Origin of the sequence: Microbacterium horticulturae (assembly GCF_029094505.1) — a bacterium.
Lineage (GTDB): Bacteria > Actinomycetota > Actinomycetes > Actinomycetales > Microbacteriaceae > Microbacterium > Microbacterium horticulturae.
This window is the reverse complement of sequence record NZ_CP119108.1, coordinates 3,260,203-3,280,535: the sequence shown is the minus strand read 5'-3', so window position 1 is coordinate 3,280,535 and position 20,333 is coordinate 3,260,203. Positions and strand designations below refer to the sequence as shown.

Genomic DNA, 20,333 nt, shown 5'->3' with positions numbered 1-20,333 from the left:
CGGGGACGGTGATGGATTGACTCGTATTCACGACTCATCCATGCGCAGTCCTTGCGCGGAACGTGGCCACGTACATCAGGGCAGACCGCCACCAGCCTGCCGGCGCCCAAACCCTCGGTCTGCTTGGGGCGGTCTAGGGCATTGCCATCGCAACACCGCTCGACGGGCAACTTCTGCCCTTCGGCCGCGTTACTCTGATCGCCGATGCAGACCGCTTCCCTCGCCGTGGATCAGTCCCACGCGACCGGTCCCGCTGTCGGTACTTGATGGGCGTTGTCGAGCGGGCCGGCGGCGTGGACAACGATATGTCGTCTCTGCCAAAACGCCGAGAGGCGGCCCCCATCGCCGACAGCCGAGCGTCCTGCAGCATGCTTCACGGTAATTCGGTCGGCAAGTACGTGGGATCATCACGATCGCGACTCTTCCGCGTCGCAGCCTGAAGACCGCGGTGTTGTGCGGCGTCGGGGTGCTATGTCGCGTAATGGTCGGCGGCAATTGGAAAACCGGCCGAGTGTCGTTGGGTGGGCAAGCGGCACGTGTGCCGCTTGCCCACCCGCGTCGGTCAAGAGCGCCGGTGAAGCGCACGCTCTTCGCGTGGGCACTCGGCGCAGCCTCCGGAGAGGATGCGGTGCGCGGCGGACCGATACACGCGGTGGCCGTTCGGGCAGAGCCAATGCCATTTCTTGTTTGACCCGGGGAAGACCTGGTCGGGAGTCGTCCAGTTCAGGTAGGGGTGCCATTCTGCGGCGATGCGTGGATGGGTGGCGGCGAGGTCGTTGAAACCGGGTAGGAGTCGGCGTCCGGCGCAATACGGGCACCCGCACCCGGCGACACGGCGTTCAATGGGCATATCGTATTCGTGTCCGCGCTCGCACCGCCATCTGCCTGGCTTCTTGCTGCCGGGACTGTAGTCGTGGGCCGTTCTGCCGGTGCCGGTGTCAACCCATTGCGCGGCAATGGCGGGGTGCTTCTCGGCAAGGCTTCCGCGCAAGGCCACGGAGGCGAGCCGTCGGCATTGCGGGCACGTGTACCCGGTGGCGCGTTGTTTAAAGGTGGCGGGGAACTCGTGCCCGGCAGCGCAGGTCCACCGGGTGCAGACGTCGGAACTGGGGGTGTGAACATACGGGTTGTAGCGGTGTACCGCACTGGGGGACAGCTCTGCGAATGCCCGGGGAAAGCGGGTAGCGAAGTCGTTCGCGCCGGCGAGGACTCGTCGGTTCTGGCAGACCGGGCAACCCTGGTCGTTCTGGGTGCGGTTGCTGGGCGTGGCGGAGAAGGGATGCTGCTTCTTGCACAGCCAGTGCAGCTTGTCGTGACTGCTCGTGGCGACCATTGTGGGGCTCAGAGCGCCGTTGCGTTGCCAGTCCCATTGCTTTACGAGGCGGGGAGCTTGGGAGGCGATGTCGTTGACTCCGGGAATGGCGGCCCCTGCCCGGGGGCAGCGGGGACACCGTGGTTCGAGGTCGGCGCTCGTGTGAGTGAACGTGTGTCCGTGGCGGCAGACGTGATGCCGACTGCGGGTGCCGGGAGCGAGCCGTTGATATGCCGCGCCCAGGTAGGTGTTTGCCGAAGAGGGCGTATCGCCGGTCTGTTCCAGGAACCGGGTGAACGGTTCCCGGTCCCGCATGTGCGGCAAGGCACGGACGGCGGCAGGGTGAACAGGAAAGTCGTGCGGATGGCCGGAGGCGAAGGGTTGACCGGTCCGGGCCGCTGTACGGGCGGCGGCGAAAGCGGGCCGCATCAGCAACCACAACGCTCGAGTCGTACCGGGCAATCGGCGGCCGGCGTGAGAGGTCACCGCGGCCTGCAATCGCAGATAACCGCGGCGGTACGTCTGGCGGGGGTCCAGCATCTTCCGGAGGAAATCCGGGTGGGTCAACTGGTGGATGAGCGCAATGCTCGTCGGAAAGACGTCCTCCTCGCTGGCCTGCAGTTCGTCGGTGAGATGACCGCTGACCAGCCCGAACAGGCGAGGGTCGACGCGTGCGGCCTGGCGGAGCTTGTCAAACCGGCGTGCGGCGCGAACGTGCTCCGCGGAGGTGGTGTGCTGGCGCTCGGGTGTCTCGGTGAACCCGAGCCAGCGTCGGTGACGGAAGCAGACCGGGGAGGTGAAGTGGGGGGCCTGCTCGACATGGTCACCTCCCGCGCACAGCGTGCACATCCAACGGTGCGGGAGCAGGTCGGTGCACTGCGCGCACATCTGCCCGTCGTGGTGGTGCACGCCCGCGTTGACAGCGTCGTATGGCCGCGACCTGTTCTTCTTGTGTAGGAGCGTTGGCCACTGGTCGGCGGTGAGGCCGTGAGTGGTGAGGACGCGGGTGGGCAAGTCGGCGGGCTCGCCGTTGATGGCAAGCACACGCCGGGTCAGCGAGTCGACGGTCTCCCGGTATCGCGGTCTGACCCGGAACGGGAAGGTGCGGTGCAGTTCGTCGGTCATCAGGCGTCCACCTCCCCCGTGAGCTTGCGTTTGGCAGCGTCGATGGCTTCCGAAGTGCGGGGGGTGAGATGCGTTTTCGACGCGGTCCGGGACCCGCGGGCACGGGTGTTCCTGCGGGCGGTCACCGAGGGCAGGTCCCGGCGGGCGTAGCGCAGCTCAGAGGTGTAATCCAGGGTGTACTCGTCCAAGACCGCCTGGGTGAATTCCTCCGGACCTTCGCCGCTGATGAGGCCGATGGCCGTGCCGGTAAGCAGACGTGAGAGCGCCCCGAGGCTCCCGCTGGTGCGTTGGTACAGATACTCGGCGAGGGGCTTCAGCGTGTTGGGGGCGCTGTCGAGCAGTCCACACTTCGTCTCGAAGGCGCGGATGACACCCCGCCAGGTCTTGCGCTGTTCAGGGTCGGTCCATTCGTACGGGGCGAGGGGCACAGCGGTGAACCTTCCCGACAACTGCTGACCGCGCGGCCCGACCATCAGGCCCGAAGTAGTCAGGTCGATGCCGGCGTACAGGAACGTTGCGGTCAGGTCGTTGGACAGGCCCTTGAGCACGTCGGAGGCTTCCCCGACACCCGGGGTGCGGCCGGCGAGGTTGTGAAGTTCATCGACCACGATGACCTGCGTGTTTGCGCGGCGCAGTGCCTGCACCACCTTGACGCGGAGGTCGTCGGCAGTGTCCCGCACCATCACGGACAGGCCGAGGAAGTCGGCGAACACCTTCATCAGCGTCTTGCCGGTGGCAGCGGCGGGGACCTCCACGTAGACCGCGGGGATGTGGTCGGCATCCTGCCACTCGGGGAACTGGACGGTGTACTGGTCGACGACCCACCGCATCAGCGCCTTCGCGGTCGTCGTCTTGCCCATCGTCGAGTTCCCGGTGAGCATCACGCCGGCATGGCCGGAGTTGCGGGCACTGTTGGCAGCGAGGGCCCGGACGAGTTCTTTCTTGCATCGCGCGATGGACGGGGTGTTGATGACCAGCCCGCCGGACAAGAACGCGATGCGTTCCGCGTCATGTCGGTTCCTGTCGGGTTCGGGCAGTGCGTCGTAACCGGCGCGGGTGAGGATGGGAGGCTCGGGGACGGGCGTCGTGAGGTAGGCCAGCAGCGATTCGCGGCGGTTAAGGGCCAGCGGGCCGGTGCCCGGCTGTGTGAAGTTGATCGTCATGCAGTTCCCATGCGCGGTGCCACCGGGTGAAGGTGACACCACGAGCGAGAAACGCCTGCCGCACGGCGACGGGAAGTCGCGCGTGCGGCAGGCGGGGGTTAGACGTTCGTGTAGTCGAAGTCGTCGTCCTCGTCGTCGTCCTCGTAGGTTGCCGACTCGACCGAGGGCAGGACGGGCGGTTCTGGTTGCAGCATCGGGGTGCCGGCAGCGGCCGCGTCGAACCGGGCGACATCTGCACGAGGGTCGTCGACGACAGGCGGGAGCAACGGCAGGTATCCGGCCTGGTCTGTGCCGCGCTCGCGACACTCGATGAACTTCCCCCGTGCAATCTCCAACCACACGACGCGCGGGTTGTACGGGTCGACCTTGACCGGCCACTTTCCCTTCTTCCGAGGGTCCGGGGACATCAGGTTTCGGTAAGGGTGCAACTCCTCCGAGTCGTACTGGCGGGTGTTGTGCGTCACGCCGATGTCGGTGATTGTTCGCCAATGGGGCTCCAGCGCGCTCAGGTACATTTCTCGGGTCCACGGGAGCCGGAACTGTGACACGGCGGATACAGCCGATGTGGCCGCCTGCGTGGGCGAGATGTTCACACGATGCTGACGCTCATCACGCAGTGACGCGTGGGGTCTGCGGTGATAGTCGCGCATTATCCAGTCATCCAGAAGCGCCCAGAGCATATCGATGGTGAGGAGGTCGTCGTTCTCGGGCTCCTTGCCGCGGTCGTTGACGTTCCCGGCCGTGTGACCGGGGAGCGTCTCCACGAAGCCGGACTCCAGGGACCTGAAGAACCGCTCCACGTGCGCCTTGTCCGTCGGCGTCCGCACCGCGGACAGGGTGATGTCGCCGCCGATAGCACCCGTTGCGTCGTGGACCGATGTCGCCAGATAGTCCTTGCCGTTGTCCATGTGGATGCGTCGCGGATGAATGTACGGCTGCTCACGGGCGAGTTCCTGGTACTCCTCCCAAGACAGGAGGGTGTGGTCCGGCATCTGGTCCTGCAGAGCCGCCCGAACCTCGGAGAGGTCTGGACGGTTTTGTCGTGGCGTCAGCGCTTGCGCAATCAGCAACACATGGTCCACGCCCTTGGTTGCCTTGATACGGAGCGTGAATGCAAGCACCATTCGGGTCGCGACGTCCAGCATCACGGTCAAGTACGGTCGTACCGTTTTCTTCCCCGCGTAGACGAACACGTCCAACTGGTGGGTATCCACCTGCACTTCGGCGCCGGGGAAGCGTTCCGTGTTCTTCGCGAACGTCTTGTCGCGGCGGTTGGCTGCCGACTGCCGGGTCGGTCCCGACGCGGTCAGGTTCCGCGCCTGCCCCAGAATATTCAGGTAGCGGTACATCGACGCGTCCGAGGGGAGTAGGACATTCGGCCCATGCTCGCGCCGCACCCGCTTCCGCACCTCTTCGATGACATATTTGCGAGTCTTTGTGGATTTGTTCACGGACTCGTTCAAGACATCGAGCAGGGTGTCATACACAGGACCAGGGATGTGCTTCCTGGGGTCATGCTGACGTATCCAACGACCATCGACAAGACCTGCCAGCCCGTACTTACGGTACGCCGTGAGCTTCCTCATGAACTTGGCCCGACTCATGCGCATACCGGCCTGCTCCATCTCGCACAGCTTTCGCGCCACACGAGTCTCTTGCGACGTCGTCAACAGGTCATACTCCGGGCGGCGGGACCCGTCGCGAGATACCCCTTCGTCCACCTCGCGGAGGTGAGCCGCCAACGCGCCCAGCCGTTGCCTCAGATGCGGGGCGAGCTCATCCACCAGTCGCGGGGAACGCTTAACAAACGCAGGGTCGGTGACCGCAAGGTCCGCGGGATGCCGGGTGATGGTCTTGCCAGAAGCATGACTGCGAAGCGTCACTTCCGTGCCCGTGACACGAAGAACGTCGTACGTTTGCCCGTGAATCTCGACGATGGTCGGGTCATTGACGGATGGCATCGATAGCCTCCATCCCGAACGTGGTCGGACGGTGCAGGGACGTCTGGTTGGTCAGACGAGTGCCGAGGTCGAACGTGTACGTGCGCGACCACAGCATGTGCAACGCAATTGCTCGCGCATCGGCGAGCCGCGCGGCTGGGACAGCAACTGCCAACTCGCCGAATGTGAGACCATCTCGGAACGCGGCGTCTACGAGCGCCGAGGCGTGCCCGGTGGGTGCGTAGACGGGGTTCTTAAAATAGGAGAGGAACTCCAGGTTCGTCCGCTGCTGCTCAGACAACTCGGTATGCACCCGGTATCCCCACCCGACAGCAGCACACACCTTCGCTGTCATCTCGAACTGGTCGCGCGCCCGCTCCACCCTTCGTGCCGGCTTCACATCGATGACGGTCTGTGACCCATCAGCGTGCATCGCCAGGTAGTCCGGGATGTGGGAGTGTTCCCCCACGGTGAGGCGCATCGGCTGACTCGACACCGCCATGATGTCCGCAGCGTGGTCGAGCAGCATCAGGACGCTTCGCTCCAGCAACGACTCGAACCACACCTGAGCCTCGGTGGCGGCGCACCAGTAATAGCCCTCGTAATTCACCCGGCGCTGATAGTTCTTCCCCGTTCGAATGCGCGCAGCCTGATAGAGACCACGCTGGAGGAGCGCTGGCGAGACAGCATCACGGAAACGCTCACCATCCCTTATCCACTCGACGGTCCCTGCAGTGTCAAATGCGTATTGTGACTTCATACGCATCCCCATGCGCAGTCAAGTAAGCGCGGCGTGACATCGGTCCGGCCGGACCCTGCAACAACCCGCTGCATCGCGTAAACGTACTACTGGCGCAATCCGCAAGAAGACGCGAGTCGTTCGTCCTCTCGTCGCAACTGCCGCTGACTATGAAGCAATGAGCGCGTTTCTGAAGAGTCTTCGGCCGTTGGAAATCGCCACTTCTATGCTGAAGCTCTCAAGCCTGGGGACCACCGCTTTCAACGGTTGGTGCGACCGCGGGACTGTGCCGCCTAGAGTACGCTGAGCCTTTCGAGAACTTCGCCGATCGGAAGGTTGCCGGGCAGCGTGACCAGAGGGTGAGGCTTCTGAGGTTTCGGCTCAACGGGGTTCGTCAGGTCAAGTACGAAGCGAAGGTTCTCGAAAGCCTGCTTCATGCGGGCGGTCTGCATCGGCCAGCGTGGGCATGGCCTGTGCTCGTCATTGTCGCTCGCCGTGTGCTGGTGGAGCGTCGCGTCGCACTCTGAACACATGTCGTCCGGCGCGGGCCGCGGACAGCCAGAAGCGCGGCAAGCCTTCCCTTCTCCATCCAGAGCGGCCTTTCGTGACAGCCATCTTCTCACGCTGCGCGTCAACGAACGGCCGCAGCTCTTCCACCTCAAATCGTCGGGAGATGTCGTAGCCGACGCGGTGGAGTGGTCTCCGGTCACGCGGCAGCAGCCCAATTGCCTTCTGGTGGCGGGCCGAGCTTCGCCAGCTCCTCCGTGAGCTCGTCATTCTTCAGCCAGTCAGCGAAGTTCGAGTAGTGCTTGACGCGGTCTTGTGCTGCGGTGCCTCGGAGGCGGTCGACACCACCCTGCATGGCGAAGATCTACTGGAGCGTGGTCGAGTGCTCCAGCGCGGCTCGAGCGAGCGCCACCGCTTCGGAGGGGTAGCCCGCACGGCAGAGGACGAAGTAGGCATCTGCGACCGGACTGTGCGGGCAATTACGCCGTAGAGCAGCAGGAAAGCATTCGCGTGTGGGTGAGCACGTCGAAGCTCTCAGCGTCGCGTAGATGTGCGACGCACTCTCGGTCCAGGCTTCGCAACGTCGATCTCAACCGTGGACGTGTCATGGTCCGCGAAGCAGTCACTAAGGCCGATGGGGAATTCACCCTAGACAGCGTGAAGAACCACCAGCGTCGCACGGTCGCCCACCCGGAGTAAACATCGAGATTCTGCGCGCCTCGTGCGAGTTGCGCTCTGCGCGACTCCTCGCCGATCGAACGACTCGTAACTGATCGACCATCGCTGTTAGCGCGCCGCAAGGATTTCCCGATATGTGCGACGGGCCTAACCTGAGATGGTACGGAATCTCAATTGAGGCAACTCGGTCCGACGGTAGTGACTCGACGGCGTGGATTGTGAAGTCGAGATTCCAGCCGTAGCGGGCGTTGAAGGGTCGACTTGACGCGACTACCGAGCGCCGGAATGCGCGTGCTGATCCAAGGTCCGTGAACGGCCAATTGTGAAGCGCGCGGCGAACGAGCCAGTCCCGTACGCCGCTAGATGCGCGATGCGCTGGGGTCCACCCCACTGAATGGGAAGCTCGTGTGCCGACGGTGAAGTCCACATCTCGGTTCAGAACCGGTCGTATCAGGCGCAGTGCGTCTGGCAGCGAGACGGTGGCATCGCAGTCCATGACGCAGACGACGTCGGTAAGCGATTGTTCGATGCCGAGCTCAATGCACTCTCCAACTCGGCGGGCGTTGCGGTTCTCGATGACTACTGCACCGCTACTAAGCGCGAGGCTTCCGGAGGCATCAGACGATCCGTTATCGACCAGAACTAGTGCAATGTCCGCGGGCGTCTTCGGAAGCAGGCGTTGCAGCGCTGCTTCCTCGTTCAAGAACGGCATAATAATCGTCGCGGCGGGCGTCTCGTTCAATTCTCGACGTCCTTGTCCGAGGGCTTGCTTGCTCTTCCCAACTTCTTCAGAGGCCCCCAAAATATGCAGAGATTGGTCACTAGAAACGTGATCACCCATAGACCCGCCAACACCCAGACGACGCAAGCAGGGACTCCCAACGACTGCTGCTCTACAAGCCCACCCCGGCCGAGCGCAAGTATCAACCCGGCGACCACTGCCGAGGTCGCGAGCATCAGGAACAACGCGACGCTCGCCATGCCTCCTATCCGGTTCTTCGCGAATTGCTGGCTGTGTGGATGGTCAGCGAGGAGGCTCTCCCACAGGAGTACGCCGCCGCTTTGCGGACTCGCCGGATCTGCCTTCTTTGCGTAACCTGCGCTCCAGACTTCCTCACGAAGACGCAGGAAGTGGCCGGCTCGCTCCATTCGGTTGAGTTCGCCTAGCCAGATCCCAAATGCGCATGAGACGAGTGCAGGGGTCAGTACGCCCGTCAAGAGCGTGACGGCCACACTTAGCCCGAGACGGGCCGCGCTGTCCATGTCATGGAGCCCGGTGGCTGCTGTCACGGAAGCTGCAATGACAATGCCAACAGTCGCGAGGGTCCACTGCAAGATCGTCTGCTGGTTCTGCTTCGCGGAGAGCGACTCAGCTCTTAACGACACGTACTCTTGGACTAAGAGCTCAGACACGTGGACCGGCACACGGTGCGCGCTCTCCTTGCCCTCCATGGCCGCAAGGATATCGTCGCAATGAACCCCGCTTATACACCGAGACGGGATTCATTCGACTAGGTTCGGGGCCTTGGCAGACGCGGAACGCCGGACAGCGGAATCGAACAGCATCGAGTCGAGCCGCTTCTGCCTCACTTTGCAGCCTCACCCGATGGAGCGAGGCTGATACTCATCAGGAATGAGAAACCTCCGCGTGTAGAGCCCACCCAAGGTTTGTAGTGGCTCCGACGGTCGCCGATCCCTTGACTTCACGAGTAAGAGTATGGCTCTGCCAGGGGTTTCTGTGGACTGCCAACTTCTTCAGTTATCCCTGGTCAGCTTTACTTTGTCGTATTGGCCGTTGCCGAAGGCTGCTGCCAAATCTGCGGGATAGATGCGGGGTTCGCAACAGTCTGAAGTGCGCGGGCTCGGCCCGTGAGCGCGGCGCGACGCTGGGCTCTTCCGATCTCGAGGGCGGCATGTCGTAAGCCCGCTATATCGTCAGCTAGGAGCGCTCACCACCCGGGCGTATTCCTGATCGGTCGTGACTGGGGAGGTGTCAATGAATAGCGCGATGCGTCGTCAGCGTGCCCTCATACTGGCGCTTGCCGCTGACGCTGACCGTCAGCTGCAAGACGTCGGGATGGCAGGCGGTGCCATTGCAACTCGAGCCTCGGTGCTCGTCGCCGCGGCCGGCCTCACCTCGGGTTTCCAGTTCTCGGCTCCATCACTAATCGCGGCTCTTCTGGCTGCATGCGCGGCATTGACCGGAGTTGCCCTGCTCATGATGCGATCCACCACTGAGGTGCCCATCGAGCAGGCGGAAGAGAGCTTCTGGAACGACAGTCCTGACGAAGCCCGGAGGAACCTGCTCCACTGGAAGCTCGGTGTGCTCCGCGAACGAGAGAGGGCGCTCGTAAGACGGCGACGCGTACTCGTAGTCGGATTCGTGCTGCTGGCCGGTTCGATTGTGGTTGACCTAGTCATCTCGACAAGCCAACTCTCATGAGGGGGTGAACAGATGAATGCGCAGAAACCGCCTCCTCCGCCACCGCCTCCACAGACACCTAATCGTGTGATCCGCGAAACGCAACGGCCGAAGGCCCCGCCACCGCCTACGCCGCGACCGCGTCCCAAGCCGTAGACCGATCACGACTGTGCAGTGCTCAGGGGCGTTTCGGTAACGGGTTCTGTGGCGCTGGCGCTAATGGCTCCTATGAGTTCAAATCCCACCGTCACCGCCACAGAGAGTCCTCTTCGACCAGGGAGTTTTCTGCGTTCGCAACAAGTCGCGCTGCACTGATGGTGCGCATCCCACGCGCGGCGGATAGTCCATCAGCGCGTTCCCGGGCCGCGCTCGGCTCGTGCCGTGATGACCGTCGCTAGCTGCCTCGTGATCGACGCCACGCTCGACAACGTGGTCTGGGTCGGGCTGCAGCCGGGCGGCGACCAGGCGTCGGGCGAGCTCACGCGGGTGCTCCGCGAGCGGGGCTCCGCCGCGTGCGCCTCCCACCTGCGCGGCGGCGCGGGGCCGGTCAGCTGGCCGCCTGCGGGCGCAGAGCTCGACCTCGAACTGGACGAGGAGGAGCGCGCGTTCGTGGTCGGCGGCCTGGACGCGACGCGCGTGTCCGCGCGTGTCCTCGCCGAGGCTGGCCACCTGCCGCCCTCGGTGCGCGGGCAAGCTCGTCGACGGGATGCTCAACGCCCACCGGCTCGCCGGCGCATTCGGGGGCTATGCCGACGACAAGCACGTCGCCGACCTTCGGGCGGCGGTGACCCATGCCGGCTGGGGGCTCTCGGGAGACGGGCGGCTTGAGCAGGCGGGCAACATCCACCTCGAGACCGGCGGTCGTGCCGCACTCGACGAGCAGCTCGAACGGCTGCGGCGAAACGTCGACGACGCAGCGGCGCTGCTCGGCGGGGCCAAGGAGCTGCTCGAGGTCGTCGCGAAGTTCGTCCTCGAAGAGGGCGGTCGGCTGCCGGAGCGCGCCAACTTCCTGGCGTTGGTCGCGCTGTCGTTCGAGTAGCTCGGGCTGAGACCGGCGGTCGTCGAAGACTCGGTCCCCGGCGGGGAGCAGGCCCGGACGATCTACCAGTCGGCGAAGACCGTCGCACTCTCGGTCGATGGGCTGCGGAACCTCCAGGGCACTGGCGACGGCAGGACGCTCCCCACCGGCGTGACAGCCGAGGCCGCGCGCTTCGTCATCCGCGAGGCGGTGCACGTCGCCGACCTCATGCTGTCAACGCGCGACCGCCAGATGGGGCGGCAGGCCGGCGCAGCGCCCTTGTCGAGCGCGTTCGGTCACGGCTACGCCGCCTCGCTCAGCAGCTGATTCACCCGGCTCCGGCTGACCCCGAGCGTCTCCTGGAGCTCCTTGATGGGCGTGCCGGCTGCGCGCAGCGCCTTGCACGCCTCAGCCCGCTTGGCGAGCAGCTCGGAGTGCTCGGCCTCGTTCGCCTCCAGACGTGCGACGATGTCCACTGCCTCTTTCAGCAGGGTCACTCGGGTCTCGGCGCGCTCGACGGCGGTCATGCGGACATTGTATAGCAGTCTGAGTGATCATGTACAATCGTCTGTACAAAAGCGTGCAACGAGCAGTATGATGAGGGCATGCCACAGCCCAGCTTGCGCCGCGCCTCCAAGGCGAAGTCGGACCCCCACCGTAGAGTCCCAAGCATGACGCGGTCCATCTCTTATGCGAAACCGCACCTCGAGCTCGACGGGGCAGGGCGATGACGCTCATCACCGCCGCGAACGGCAATCTGTCAGCGGCGAGGGGTGCGAAGAAGGACGAGTTCTACACGCAACTGGTTGACATCGAGAAGGAGCTCAGCCACTACCGGAAGCACTTCGAGGGCAAGGTCGTCTACCTCAACTGCGACGACCCGCGGATCAGTAACTTCTTCCGCTACTTCTCCGAGAACTTCGGGGCTCTGGGCCTCAAGCGGCTCATCGCCACGTGCTACCAGAGCGAGGATCCTGGCCAATTCAGCCGGAGCGACTCCTCGCGCGCCGTCTGGCTCGAGTACGACGGCGACAAGAGCGGCAGCCGCGTGCCTGACGCCAATGAGATCGGCGTGCGCCCGCTCAAGGGCGACGGTGACTTCCGGAGCGCCGAGAGTATCGAGCTGTTGCGCCAAGCGGACATCGTCGTGACGAACCCACCGTTCTCACTGTTCCGCGAGTTCGTTGCCCAGCTCGTCGAGCACGACAAGCAGTTCATCATCCTCGGGAACATGAACGCGCTCACCTACAAGGAGATATTCCCGCTCTTCCAGAACAACCAGATGTGGTACGGCCCGAGCATCCGGAGCGGTGACCGGGAGTTCCGTGTACCAGCCGACTACCCGCTTGAGGCTGCTGGGACCCGCGTTGACGCCGAGGGGAACCGGTACATCCGCGTCAAGGGTGTTCGCTGGTTCACCAACCTCGATTATGACGAGCGGCACCGAGACCTCGAGCTGACGAAGCGATACCGGGAGGCCGACTATCCGCGCTACGCGAATTTCGACGCAATCGAGGTCGGGAAGACCGCGGAGATCCCGTCCGACTACGCCGGCCTAATGGGCGTCCCCATCACGTTCATCGACAAGTACAACCCGGAGCAGTTCGAGATCGTCGGGTCCAGCAAGACCATGGGCCAGCCCATGTCCCAGATCGCCGAGAAGGGCACTTACCAGCAGGGCGGTCCGCGGTTCTACTTGCCGACCGGGCGCGGCTATCGACGCATGTACGACCGGATCGTCGTGCGGAACCGGCGCCTCACGCGCAGCAGCGAGGACCGGGGATCGGACGCGCGTGTCGTATCGCTATCTCGGTAACAAGACGAAGCTCGCGGACTGGATCGTTGGGGAGATCGCGGACATCCTCCCTGCGGGATCGAGCATTGCAGACCCCATGTGCGGGACGGCTTCGGTGTCGCTCGCGCTCGCTCGTGCCGGCTACCACGTCACGGCCTCAGATGCGCTCACCTTCCCGGTCATCCACGCCCGCACGCGGCTGCTAGCGAAGAAGGCTCCCGAGTTCGAGGCGTTCGGCGGATACGCCGAGGCACTCGAGTGGATGCGCGCCGCCGAGCCCCGACGAGGATACTTCTCCCGCGAGTTCGGGGCCGCGGGTGCCCCGGCCAACGGTCGGGCTCCGAGGCTCTACTTCTCCGCCGAGAACGCCGCGCACATCGACGGCGTGCGCGCAGGCATCCTCGAGCTCAAGGCGGCAGGTTCGCTCACCGAGCTCGAGCACAGCGTCCTGCTCCAGCACCTGCTGCTGGCGACGAACAAGGTTGCGAACATCAGCGGAACATACGGCTATTTCCGTAAGTCCCTGTCGAGCACGGCACTGCGTCCGCTCGCCTTCGAGCCGCTCGAGTTCGAGGACACGACCGGCGCGCACACCGTGCTGCAGGGCTCCGTTGAGGAATTGGCGTCGTCACTCGACACGGACGCGGTGTACCTCGACCCGCCATACACGAAGCGCCAGTATGCCGGGAACTACCATGTCCTCGAGACCCTCGCTCAGGAGGACGAGCCGGTGGCCGCAGGTGACGGCGGGCTGCGTCCGTGGATGGACAAGGCCTCAGACTTCTGCTATCGCCGCAGCGCCGGGGGGGCGTTCCGGGCCACCATGGAGCGGCTCGACGCTCGCCACGTGTTCATCTCCTACAGTGAGGACGGACAGGTGGCGGGGGAAGAGCTGCTGTCGATCCTAGGCGACTTCGGCAAGGTCACCGTGCACGAGCAGCCGCATCTCCGCTACCGGAGCAATGACCGAGTCAAGGACGGATCCGTGCTGGAACGTCTCTATCACGTGGAGGTCTTCTGAGCATGGCGCAGAAGCTGAACATCGAACGCATCTGGTGGCGAAACGTGCAACCCGGCGAGTTCTACAACATCGAACGCCACCACCAGATTCGCGGCGGTGGCGGTTCGCTGTACATCGAGGTCCCGGCGTCTATCGTGCCCGAGACGCTCGACTTCCTCGGGGTGGCCGGGACGAACGTGGACGCGCTGCCTGCGATCACGATTCAAGCCGGGGTCGCTGGTGTGCCTGGGGTCTCGGGACCGATCGAGTTCCAGCGCAAGGCCGGCGGCCGGATGCGGATCGCACGGCAGAACCGACAGCAGCCGAATTCGCAACGCCACCCGGCGTGGACCGTCGCTCGCGGATTCCCGTCGGCGCCCGACGATGTGAGGAACAAGGACGAGGCGCTCCCGTTCTTCCCCGAGGGCGGCCTGCGCATCTACATCGCGAAGACGGTCGAGGGTGACTATTACGCTGGCTTCACCAAGGGCGTCCGCCCCGGTGCCATGGCGAGGAACGATCCGGCATGGGATCTGTACACGCAGGGTAAGACCGTGGGCGGAGTGATCGATGCGGGTTGAGGTGGGGCGTGGCTGACAAGATCGACGAAATCTTTGCGTCGTGGGGCGCCGGGCGAAATGTGCTGCTCTACGGTCCGCCGGCAACCGGCAAGACGCGGCTCATCAGCCAACTGTTCCAGTCGCTGCAGAAGCCTCCGGACGGCAGCCGCGGCATCCTGTTCGATCCCAGCGATGCCGCGTCGCCGTTCAGCCGGCCCACGCAGCCGATCACGATCCCGCTCCCGGCGAAGGTCGTGTGGACGACGTTCCATCAGTCGTACGGCTACGAGGACTTCGTCCTGAGTCTGCGGCCGACTATGGACAGCGAGGGCACGCGGCTCGAGCCGTGGGCCGGTGTGTTCCTGGATGCGGCGCTCGAGCTCGCGGACGAGGACTCCGAGTACGAGTCCGTTGTGATCTTCATCGACGAGGTGAACCGAGGGAATGCGGCGCGCATCTTCGGTGAGTTCATGACCTTCCTGGACTTCGACTACCGAGACGGCGGCAGCGTGCCGCTCCCGGTCCCGCTCCGACAACTAACGTTCGCGGACGGCGCGAGCGAGGAGCTCCACCGCCCCGGCGGGGCGTCGACCACGATCCCCGACGGCTTCACCTTCCCGAGGCACGTCTACGTCGTCGCCACGATGAACAGCGTGGATCGAGCCGCGGTCCCGATCGACAGCGCGCTCGCGCGCCGGTTCGACCGGATCGAGATGCGGCCGGACCTCGACGCCCTCGCCAGTCATTGGCGCTTGAACGCGCCGGCGATCCCGACGCCGACTGAGGACAACTGGGAGACGCTGGGCCCGTTCGAGACCGCGTACCTCGTGCTCGATCGGCTCAACGTGGTCATCGCGTCCGACCTCGGCTCCGAGTTTGAGTTGGGCCACGGCCTCCTGACGCCGATTCCGGCGACGGCGACAGCCGCCGACGGATCGGAGCAGCCGATCGCCGAGGCCGATGCCTGGCGGAGCCTGTCGAAGACCTGGGACGACGTGCTCTTCCCGCAGCTCGAGGATCGTTACTCAGGACGGCCTGAGCAACTCATGGAGCTGCTCCACGTCGACACGGCACCCCCGACGGGCGACTACGCGTGGACTCTGCGGGCATCGAAGAGCGGGACTGCGGAGGCCCGCGCGCTCGCGCCGGTCCGGACGAGCGAGCTCCCGTTCGACACAATCAAGCGATCCTTCAGGTGGCTCGCGCGGTAGTCGCGTCGCCGCGCATCCGACTCCAGGAGTACGGAGCGCCGGCGGTGCATCGAGTCGATGAGATCGACATCATCGCCCTGACTGAGGCAAACAAGCGCTGGCGACGCGCGCTTGGTCTCGCGAGCGATCCGATCCGGGTTGAGGGCCTCGGCGACGATCGCGTGCAACTGCGCGCCGAGGCGGTCACCGGCGTCGTCAGGGTCGGACGCACCGACATCGAGATCGCCCCCAAGTTCCTCAGTGCGGTCGAGGGCAGCTGGCAGACCGTGCTCTGGCGCATCCTCTCCATCGTCGAGGGCGGGCACGTCGACGATGCGCTCACCGCTGCGCACGAGCTGGCCGAGTTCTCGCTTCCGGACCTCCTCGCCGAGATGTTCCTGTCGTCCTACGCGAGGGGGGCCGCGCGTGGCCTGCCTCGCGGCTACCTGACCGAGACGTCGTCCGGGCCGGTGCTCCGCGGGAGCCTCGACGTGACGCGCCTCGACCGGTGGATCGCACGCCCGTGGGAGCTCCCATACGTCGCCGACCTCCTCACCGACGACACCGCGCTGGCACGGCTGCTGCGGTGGACGGCGGACTGCCTCGCTGCAATCGTGAAGGCACCCGGCCGGTCGCGCGCGATGAGGGAGATCGCCGCTGGGCTGTCTCATGTCGACCGGAGGCCGCCTCATCTTCTCGACGCACAGCGGATCGTGCTGGGCACGCAGCACCAGGGGCTCGAGCCGGCACGGATCGTGGGACTCCTCCTGCTCGAGGGCGCAGGCGTTCATCACGCTGGCGGTGAGCACGCCCTCTCGGGCTTCCTCTGGAACTCCGATGCGATCTACGAGAACTACGTGTACTGGCTCTGCACCCGCGCCGCGAGCTCCCGTGGCGAGCTGGTGAGCAAGCATGCGACCAAGTTTGGTGAGGTCGTCGCCGGACGCGGTTCGCGACTCGAAACCACACCCGACGTCGTCTTTCGAGACCGTCAGGGCGCGGTCGTCGCCGTCGCCGACTCCAAGTACAAGCGCCTCGGATCGCGCCCGAAAGCGCCGGACACGTACCAAGTCCTCACCGCGGGCCACGTGCTGGGTTGTCGCCGGGTCTCTTTGGCGTACCCAGTGGCTGACCATGCAGAGCCGACTGTGTGGCGCGTGCCGTCTGCTCTGGGCAGCGAGGACATCGAGTTGACCGCACTGCCGCTCAATCTCATGTCGCTGACTCGCCCAGACGGGCCTCGACTCCTGATCGAGACGATTAGCGCCTGGCTCGACGGCGAGTTGGTCCTTCGCCCCGAGGCGAGCGCTGTCGGGGCGACATGAAACCCGTCGTGATCCTCGACTCCACCGCTGTGCACGGCCGCCGGCCGTTCACCCGCGTGGACAGCGCCCTCCTCCTCGAGCTCGCGCGCACCGACCGGATTCGACTCGTGGTACCCGACGTCGTACTGCACGAGCTTGCCCGCCAATGGGCGAAGGAGCTTGCGAACGCGAGCTGCAGCCTCGAGGCCGCGCAGACAGAGGTTAACGGCATCCTCGCGGACGCCGATGTTCCGGCGGTCTCGGCGGCCGCGGCACCGCCGCTGGATCGCACCGTCTTCTACGATGCCGCAGTGGCCATGTTGACGAGCAAGGGCGTTGAGATTGTGCCATGTCCCGACATTTCGGTCGCCGACCTCCTCGAGCGGGATCTCGCGGAGCGTAAGCCGTTCGCATCGTCCGGCAAAGGCTTCCGCGATGCATTGATCTGGGAAAGCGTGAAGACGGTCGTTACGCGGCTCTCGCCCACGACACCTGTGCTCTTCGTGACCAACAACGCGGACGACTTCTGCGTCAGTCGGAAGGACCGCACGCTCCATCCGGACCTGCGGGCCGAGCTGACAGGCCCCGAAGGCTTCGAGGTCGTGCCATTCCTCCGAGCACTGCTCGAGCACGCGGCGATCAAGCCGCTCGCGAACCTCCTTCGGGTTCTCACCGAGACGTTCACGATCGATCACGTCACCGGACTCACCGCAATGGTCCTCCGGGACCTCGAAGGCGCAGTGCCGGAGCCTGACTTCGACAGCTTCGACGATGTGCCGTACACGAGCCCATTTAGCACACCGCTGCGGGATGCGGTGTTCGACCAGATTCTCCCGGACCCAGGGACGATCGCCTTCGAGGTCTACCGAACGGGCGATGAGGGGGAGATGACCCTGGCGGTCCGGATCGATGCCGACTGCTCGCTCGAGGGGTTCATCGACCGCTCCGCATGGTCGCCGGACGGATACGGCTACTACGAGGACTGGAGCCGAAATGTGCTCAGAGTCCGCGAGCGGCCGCGACGTGCGCGTTTCATGTTGAGCGGGACATTCACCGAGACGACGATCGAGCACCTGGAGCTCTCGGTCGACGACGTCGAGGAAGTCACACTACTCACGCCGTTGGCCGGGAGCTGAACGCCCGATCCACCTGAACCCGCCACGCCGCGCTCACCAGGGCGGCTCGCCCGAGTTCTCACGCAGCGACGTCCCCCAGAAGTTCGGGTCGTCCTCGTCCGGCTCCTCGAGCGCATCCCCCCACATGGGCGATCGAACGTCGCGGCCACCCGCTCGTCACCGCAGAGCGCGCGGACGCACGCCTCGCACGCAGGGATGCCGAGGCGCAGCGCCTCGAGGACCCTGCCTCGGCCTCGTACCGCGTGCCAGCGACCTCCCGCGTCCTGTCCGGGCCAGACGGCGCAGGCGTGCAGCAGTTCGCCCGCGTCCCGCGACCAGTGGACGAGGACCCGATCGGTGACGATGCTCATCCCGGCACCCGCGCAGGGGGTTCTGACATTCGGCCCGTCTCCGGGCGTCGCTTCAGGACTCAGAGCGGCGACCGCTCCTGCTCGGAGACGATGCCGCGCAGCCAGTCGTCGAGCGGGCGGAGCGCCCGGGGCACCGAGGAGCGCGATCCCAGATGCTCTCGCAGGAGCACCACGGGCAGGTGCGGCTTCGCCTTCGCCGACGTCTTGCGGGTGGAGTTCCAGCCCTTGGAACCCAGCCACGATGCCAGTTCCTCCTTCCCCTGGGCGCCGGTCGCGAAGCGGTCCGACGTCGCCTTGTCGATCTGCTTCTCGCCGGTCGGCCCGAGCATCGCCGCGAGGCCCGGCTGTCCGATCGCGTCGAGCAGGAGACCCTCCAGATCCGACGACAGCACGAACGCGTCCCAGGGCTGGAGCGCGGCGTTCAGCTCGTCCTGCTGCGTCAGGGCCGCTGTCAGGGTCGTGACGTTCCGGTCCGCCAGCTGGTGGATTGCCCGCAGCTCGTCCGAGGTCGGCCTGCGCTCCTTCGCTTTCAGTATCTCGAGCAGCTTGCGCTTCCCGCCCCCTCCGGCCTTGTGAACGCCGTCCTTGTCGGTGATCATGTAGGCGCGGACGCCGAAGATCTGCGCCAGATGCAGGAGATGCGGGATCGTGTCGATGCTCGAAGCCTCGATGACGGCGATGCCCATCGCGTAGTGGCCGCCGGAGCCGCCCGTAATCCGCTCCAGCAGGTAATCGATCACCAGCTTGTCGCCGTACCCCTCGACGATGACGACGGCGTTCGCGAACACAAGCTCGCTGTTGGTCGCATCGCAGTACCGAGTGAGGCGGCCTTCGTCGGCGGCGGAGAAGTCTCGGCGTTTAGCCGAGTACGTCATCCCGCTCGGGCTCAGCGGCAGCCGGACGATCCGGCCGACCGAGAAGGAGTCCACCAGCACCGGACTGTGGGTCGTCACGAGGAGTTGCGCGTCCCTGGAGATGTCCCGCAGGATTTTTGCCATCGCACGCTGTGTCTGCGGGTGGAGGAAAGCTTCGGGCTCCTCGATGACGAACACGACCTTCCCCGAAGACTGTTTGCTGCGGGAGGCGACGTAGCGAAGGATCCCCAGCACCATCGCGGACTGGAAGCCCGTGCCGCGCTCCGCGATGGACACCTCGATCTCGTCGCGGCTCGTGATGACCGCTTGCTGCAGCATCCCTCGCAAGGCATACCGGGAGTCGGGCAGCTTGATCCCGAGCTCGCGTTCGCGGAAGGGAAGCTCTGAGGCGACGGCTTCGACGGATTCGCTCAGCACCTTGTGGACGAGCGTCTCCACCGGCGCGATGGCGTCATCGAAGTCCTTCTGGAGCTGCGTGCGCCTCGAGCCGCCCGACCGCACCAGGACGCCCTCGAGGGTCTCATAGAGCCGCACCAGCGACTGGTCGCTCTCGCTCTGGTCGGCTTCGCTGACGCGGACGGATGGGATCTTCACGAAGCTGAAGGACTCCAGCACCCGCTCGTAGAACTCGCGTGCGCGCGCGGACTTGCGGCTGGTCTGGTAGGTGATGTTCCCTGCGCGCGAACACGAGACCTTGACCGCGAAGACGCCTTTCGTGACGGCGTCCGCGAAGTACTCGGCCTCGTCCTCGCTGAGTCCGGCGAACTGCACCTGGATGCTAGACATCATCCGCGGACCACCGTGGACGTAATAGTCGTGCAGAGGCTTCAGCCGCTGCAGGTCGTCCCTACCCGGATCGGAGAAGAACGTTTCGAGTACGCGCAGAAGCGAGGACTTTCCCGCGTTGTTCGGCCCTGCGATGAGTTGCAGCTGAGCGTCGACCTCGATGCTGAGGCGCTCGAAACCGAGGAAGCGCTCGACATCCACCCGGTCTATGTGCACGTGACTCAACTTACCGGCGAGACGTCGACATTCAGCTCGTGTCCGGGCGGCTGCAGGTCAGCCGTGCCGAGCGAGCCAGCCCGCCTCGCCGGGAACGTCGAGTTCGGTGATCCGCCGCTGCGCGTCCGCCGGCAAGCCGACGTACATCTCGGCGAGCCGGCCCCAGAACACCGACCACGCCTTCGCCTCGGTCGGACGGCGCTCGGCAGCGCTTCGC

At 65.2% G+C, this 20,333-nt stretch carries 18 protein-coding genes; 9 read left to right on the top strand and 9 right to left on the bottom strand.

What is annotated here, in order from left to right; translation table 11 throughout:
* Nucleotides 1-562: 562 nt before the first annotated feature.
* The 7 genes from PU630_RS15580 to PU630_RS15555 all read right to left on the bottom strand — a co-directional run bounded on the left by PU630_RS15580 (nt 563) and on the right by PU630_RS15555 (nt 8,916).
* Nucleotides 563-2,437 carry a zinc-ribbon domain-containing protein gene (locus PU630_RS15580; RefSeq protein ID WP_275277974.1) on the bottom strand — a complete coding sequence of 625 codons (1,875 nt, stop codon included), beginning with the start codon at nt 2,435-2,437 and terminating at the stop codon, nt 563-565.
* Nucleotides 2,437-3,600, bottom strand: a complete 1,164-nt coding sequence (locus tag PU630_RS15575) for a TniB family NTP-binding protein (RefSeq protein ID WP_275277973.1) — start codon at nt 3,598-3,600, stop codon at nt 2,437-2,439. The genes PU630_RS15580 and PU630_RS15575 overlap by 1 nt, the downstream gene beginning before the upstream one ends.
* A 98-nt stretch (nt 3,601-3,698) precedes the next feature.
* The gene (locus PU630_RS15570) at nt 3,699-5,561 is read right to left on the bottom strand and encodes a hypothetical protein (RefSeq protein WP_275277972.1); all 1,863 of its coding nucleotides are present in this window, start codon (nt 5,559-5,561) and stop codon (nt 3,699-3,701) included.
* A complete protein-coding gene (locus PU630_RS15565; RefSeq protein WP_275277971.1) occupies nt 5,545-6,300 on the bottom strand; it encodes a TnsA-like heteromeric transposase endonuclease subunit in 756 nt (251 codons plus the stop codon). Before PU630_RS15565 ends, PU630_RS15570 begins: the two co-directional genes overlap by 17 nt.
* Nucleotides 6,301-6,985: 685 nt before the next feature.
* On the bottom strand, nt 6,986-7,141 hold the full coding sequence (locus tag PU630_RS15560; protein ID WP_275277970.1) for a hypothetical protein: 156 nt from the start codon (nt 7,139-7,141) through the stop codon (nt 6,986-6,988).
* Nucleotides 7,142-7,429: 288 nt separating this feature from the next.
* Nucleotides 7,430-8,176, bottom strand: coding sequence for a glycosyltransferase family 2 protein (locus tag PU630_RS17445; protein WP_428982011.1), 747 nt, complete (start codon nt 8,174-8,176; stop codon nt 7,430-7,432).
* Between the two features lie 26 nt (nt 8,177-8,202).
* Nucleotides 8,203-8,916, bottom strand: a complete 714-nt coding sequence (locus PU630_RS15555; protein WP_275277969.1) for a hypothetical protein — start codon at nt 8,914-8,916, stop codon at nt 8,203-8,205.
* A gap of 625 nt (nt 8,917-9,541) precedes the next feature.
* Between PU630_RS15555 and PU630_RS15550 the strand changes: the two genes are divergently transcribed.
* The 3 genes from PU630_RS15550 (at nt 9,542) to PU630_RS17455 (ending at nt 11,231) form a co-directional block, all read left to right on the top strand.
* Nucleotides 9,542-9,907 carry a hypothetical protein gene (locus PU630_RS15550; RefSeq protein ID WP_275277968.1) on the top strand — a complete coding sequence of 122 codons (366 nt, stop codon included), beginning with the start codon at nt 9,542-9,544 and terminating at the stop codon, nt 9,905-9,907.
* A gap of 625 nt (nt 9,908-10,532) precedes the next feature.
* Nucleotides 10,533-10,925: a hypothetical protein gene (locus tag PU630_RS15545; protein ID WP_275277967.1), complete on the top strand. Its 393-nt coding sequence runs from the start codon at nt 10,533-10,535 to the stop codon at nt 10,923-10,925.
* Between the two features lie 150 nt (nt 10,926-11,075).
* Nucleotides 11,076-11,231, top strand: coding sequence for a hypothetical protein (locus tag PU630_RS17455; RefSeq protein ID WP_487345449.1), 156 nt, complete (start codon nt 11,076-11,078; stop codon nt 11,229-11,231).
* On the opposite strand, the gene PU630_RS15535 is transcribed toward PU630_RS17455, so the two are convergent.
* Nucleotides 11,207-11,431 (bottom strand): hypothetical protein, encoded by a 225-nt coding sequence (locus tag PU630_RS15535; protein ID WP_275277966.1) that lies wholly within the window; start codon nt 11,429-11,431, stop codon nt 11,207-11,209. The genes PU630_RS17455 and PU630_RS15535 overlap by 25 nt on opposite strands.
* A gap of 200 nt (nt 11,432-11,631) precedes the next feature.
* On the opposite strand from PU630_RS15535, the gene PU630_RS15530 reads away from it, so the two are divergent.
* Genes PU630_RS15530 through PU630_RS15505 form a run of 6 tightly spaced genes read left to right on the top strand, consistent with a single transcriptional unit; the run spans nt 11,632 to nt 17,889 of the window.
* Nucleotides 11,632-12,720, top strand: coding sequence for an adenine-specific methyltransferase EcoRI family protein (locus PU630_RS15530; protein WP_275277965.1), 1,089 nt, complete (start codon nt 11,632-11,634; stop codon nt 12,718-12,720).
* Nucleotides 12,698-13,720: a DNA adenine methylase gene (locus PU630_RS15525; protein ID WP_275277964.1), complete on the top strand. Its 1,023-nt coding sequence runs from the start codon at nt 12,698-12,700 to the stop codon at nt 13,718-13,720. The genes PU630_RS15530 and PU630_RS15525 overlap by 23 nt, the downstream gene beginning before the upstream one ends.
* A 2-nt stretch (nt 13,721-13,722) precedes the next feature.
* Nucleotides 13,723-14,280, top strand: a complete 558-nt coding sequence (locus PU630_RS15520; protein WP_275277963.1) for a hypothetical protein — start codon at nt 13,723-13,725, stop codon at nt 14,278-14,280.
* A gap of 8 nt (nt 14,281-14,288) precedes the next feature.
* Complete coding sequence (locus PU630_RS15515; protein ID WP_275277962.1) at nt 14,289-15,470, top strand: AAA family ATPase; 1,182 nt, start codon at nt 14,289-14,291, stop codon at nt 15,468-15,470.
* A 44-nt stretch (nt 15,471-15,514) separates the two neighbouring features.
* Complete coding sequence (locus PU630_RS15510) at nt 15,515-16,774, top strand: McrC family protein (RefSeq protein ID WP_275277961.1); 1,260 nt, start codon at nt 15,515-15,517, stop codon at nt 16,772-16,774.
* A gap of 8 nt (nt 16,775-16,782) precedes the next feature.
* The gene (locus tag PU630_RS15505) at nt 16,783-17,889 is read left to right on the top strand and encodes a PIN domain-containing protein (RefSeq protein WP_275277960.1); all 1,107 of its coding nucleotides are present in this window, start codon (nt 16,783-16,785) and stop codon (nt 17,887-17,889) included.
* A 409-nt stretch (nt 17,890-18,298) separates the two neighbouring features.
* Here PU630_RS15505 and PU630_RS15500 read toward each other — a convergent pair whose 3' ends face one another.
* Nucleotides 18,299-20,116: an ATP-dependent nuclease gene (locus tag PU630_RS15500; RefSeq protein WP_275277959.1), complete on the bottom strand. Its 1,818-nt coding sequence runs from the start codon at nt 20,114-20,116 to the stop codon at nt 18,299-18,301.
* Between the last annotated feature and the right edge of the window lie 217 nt (nt 20,117-20,333).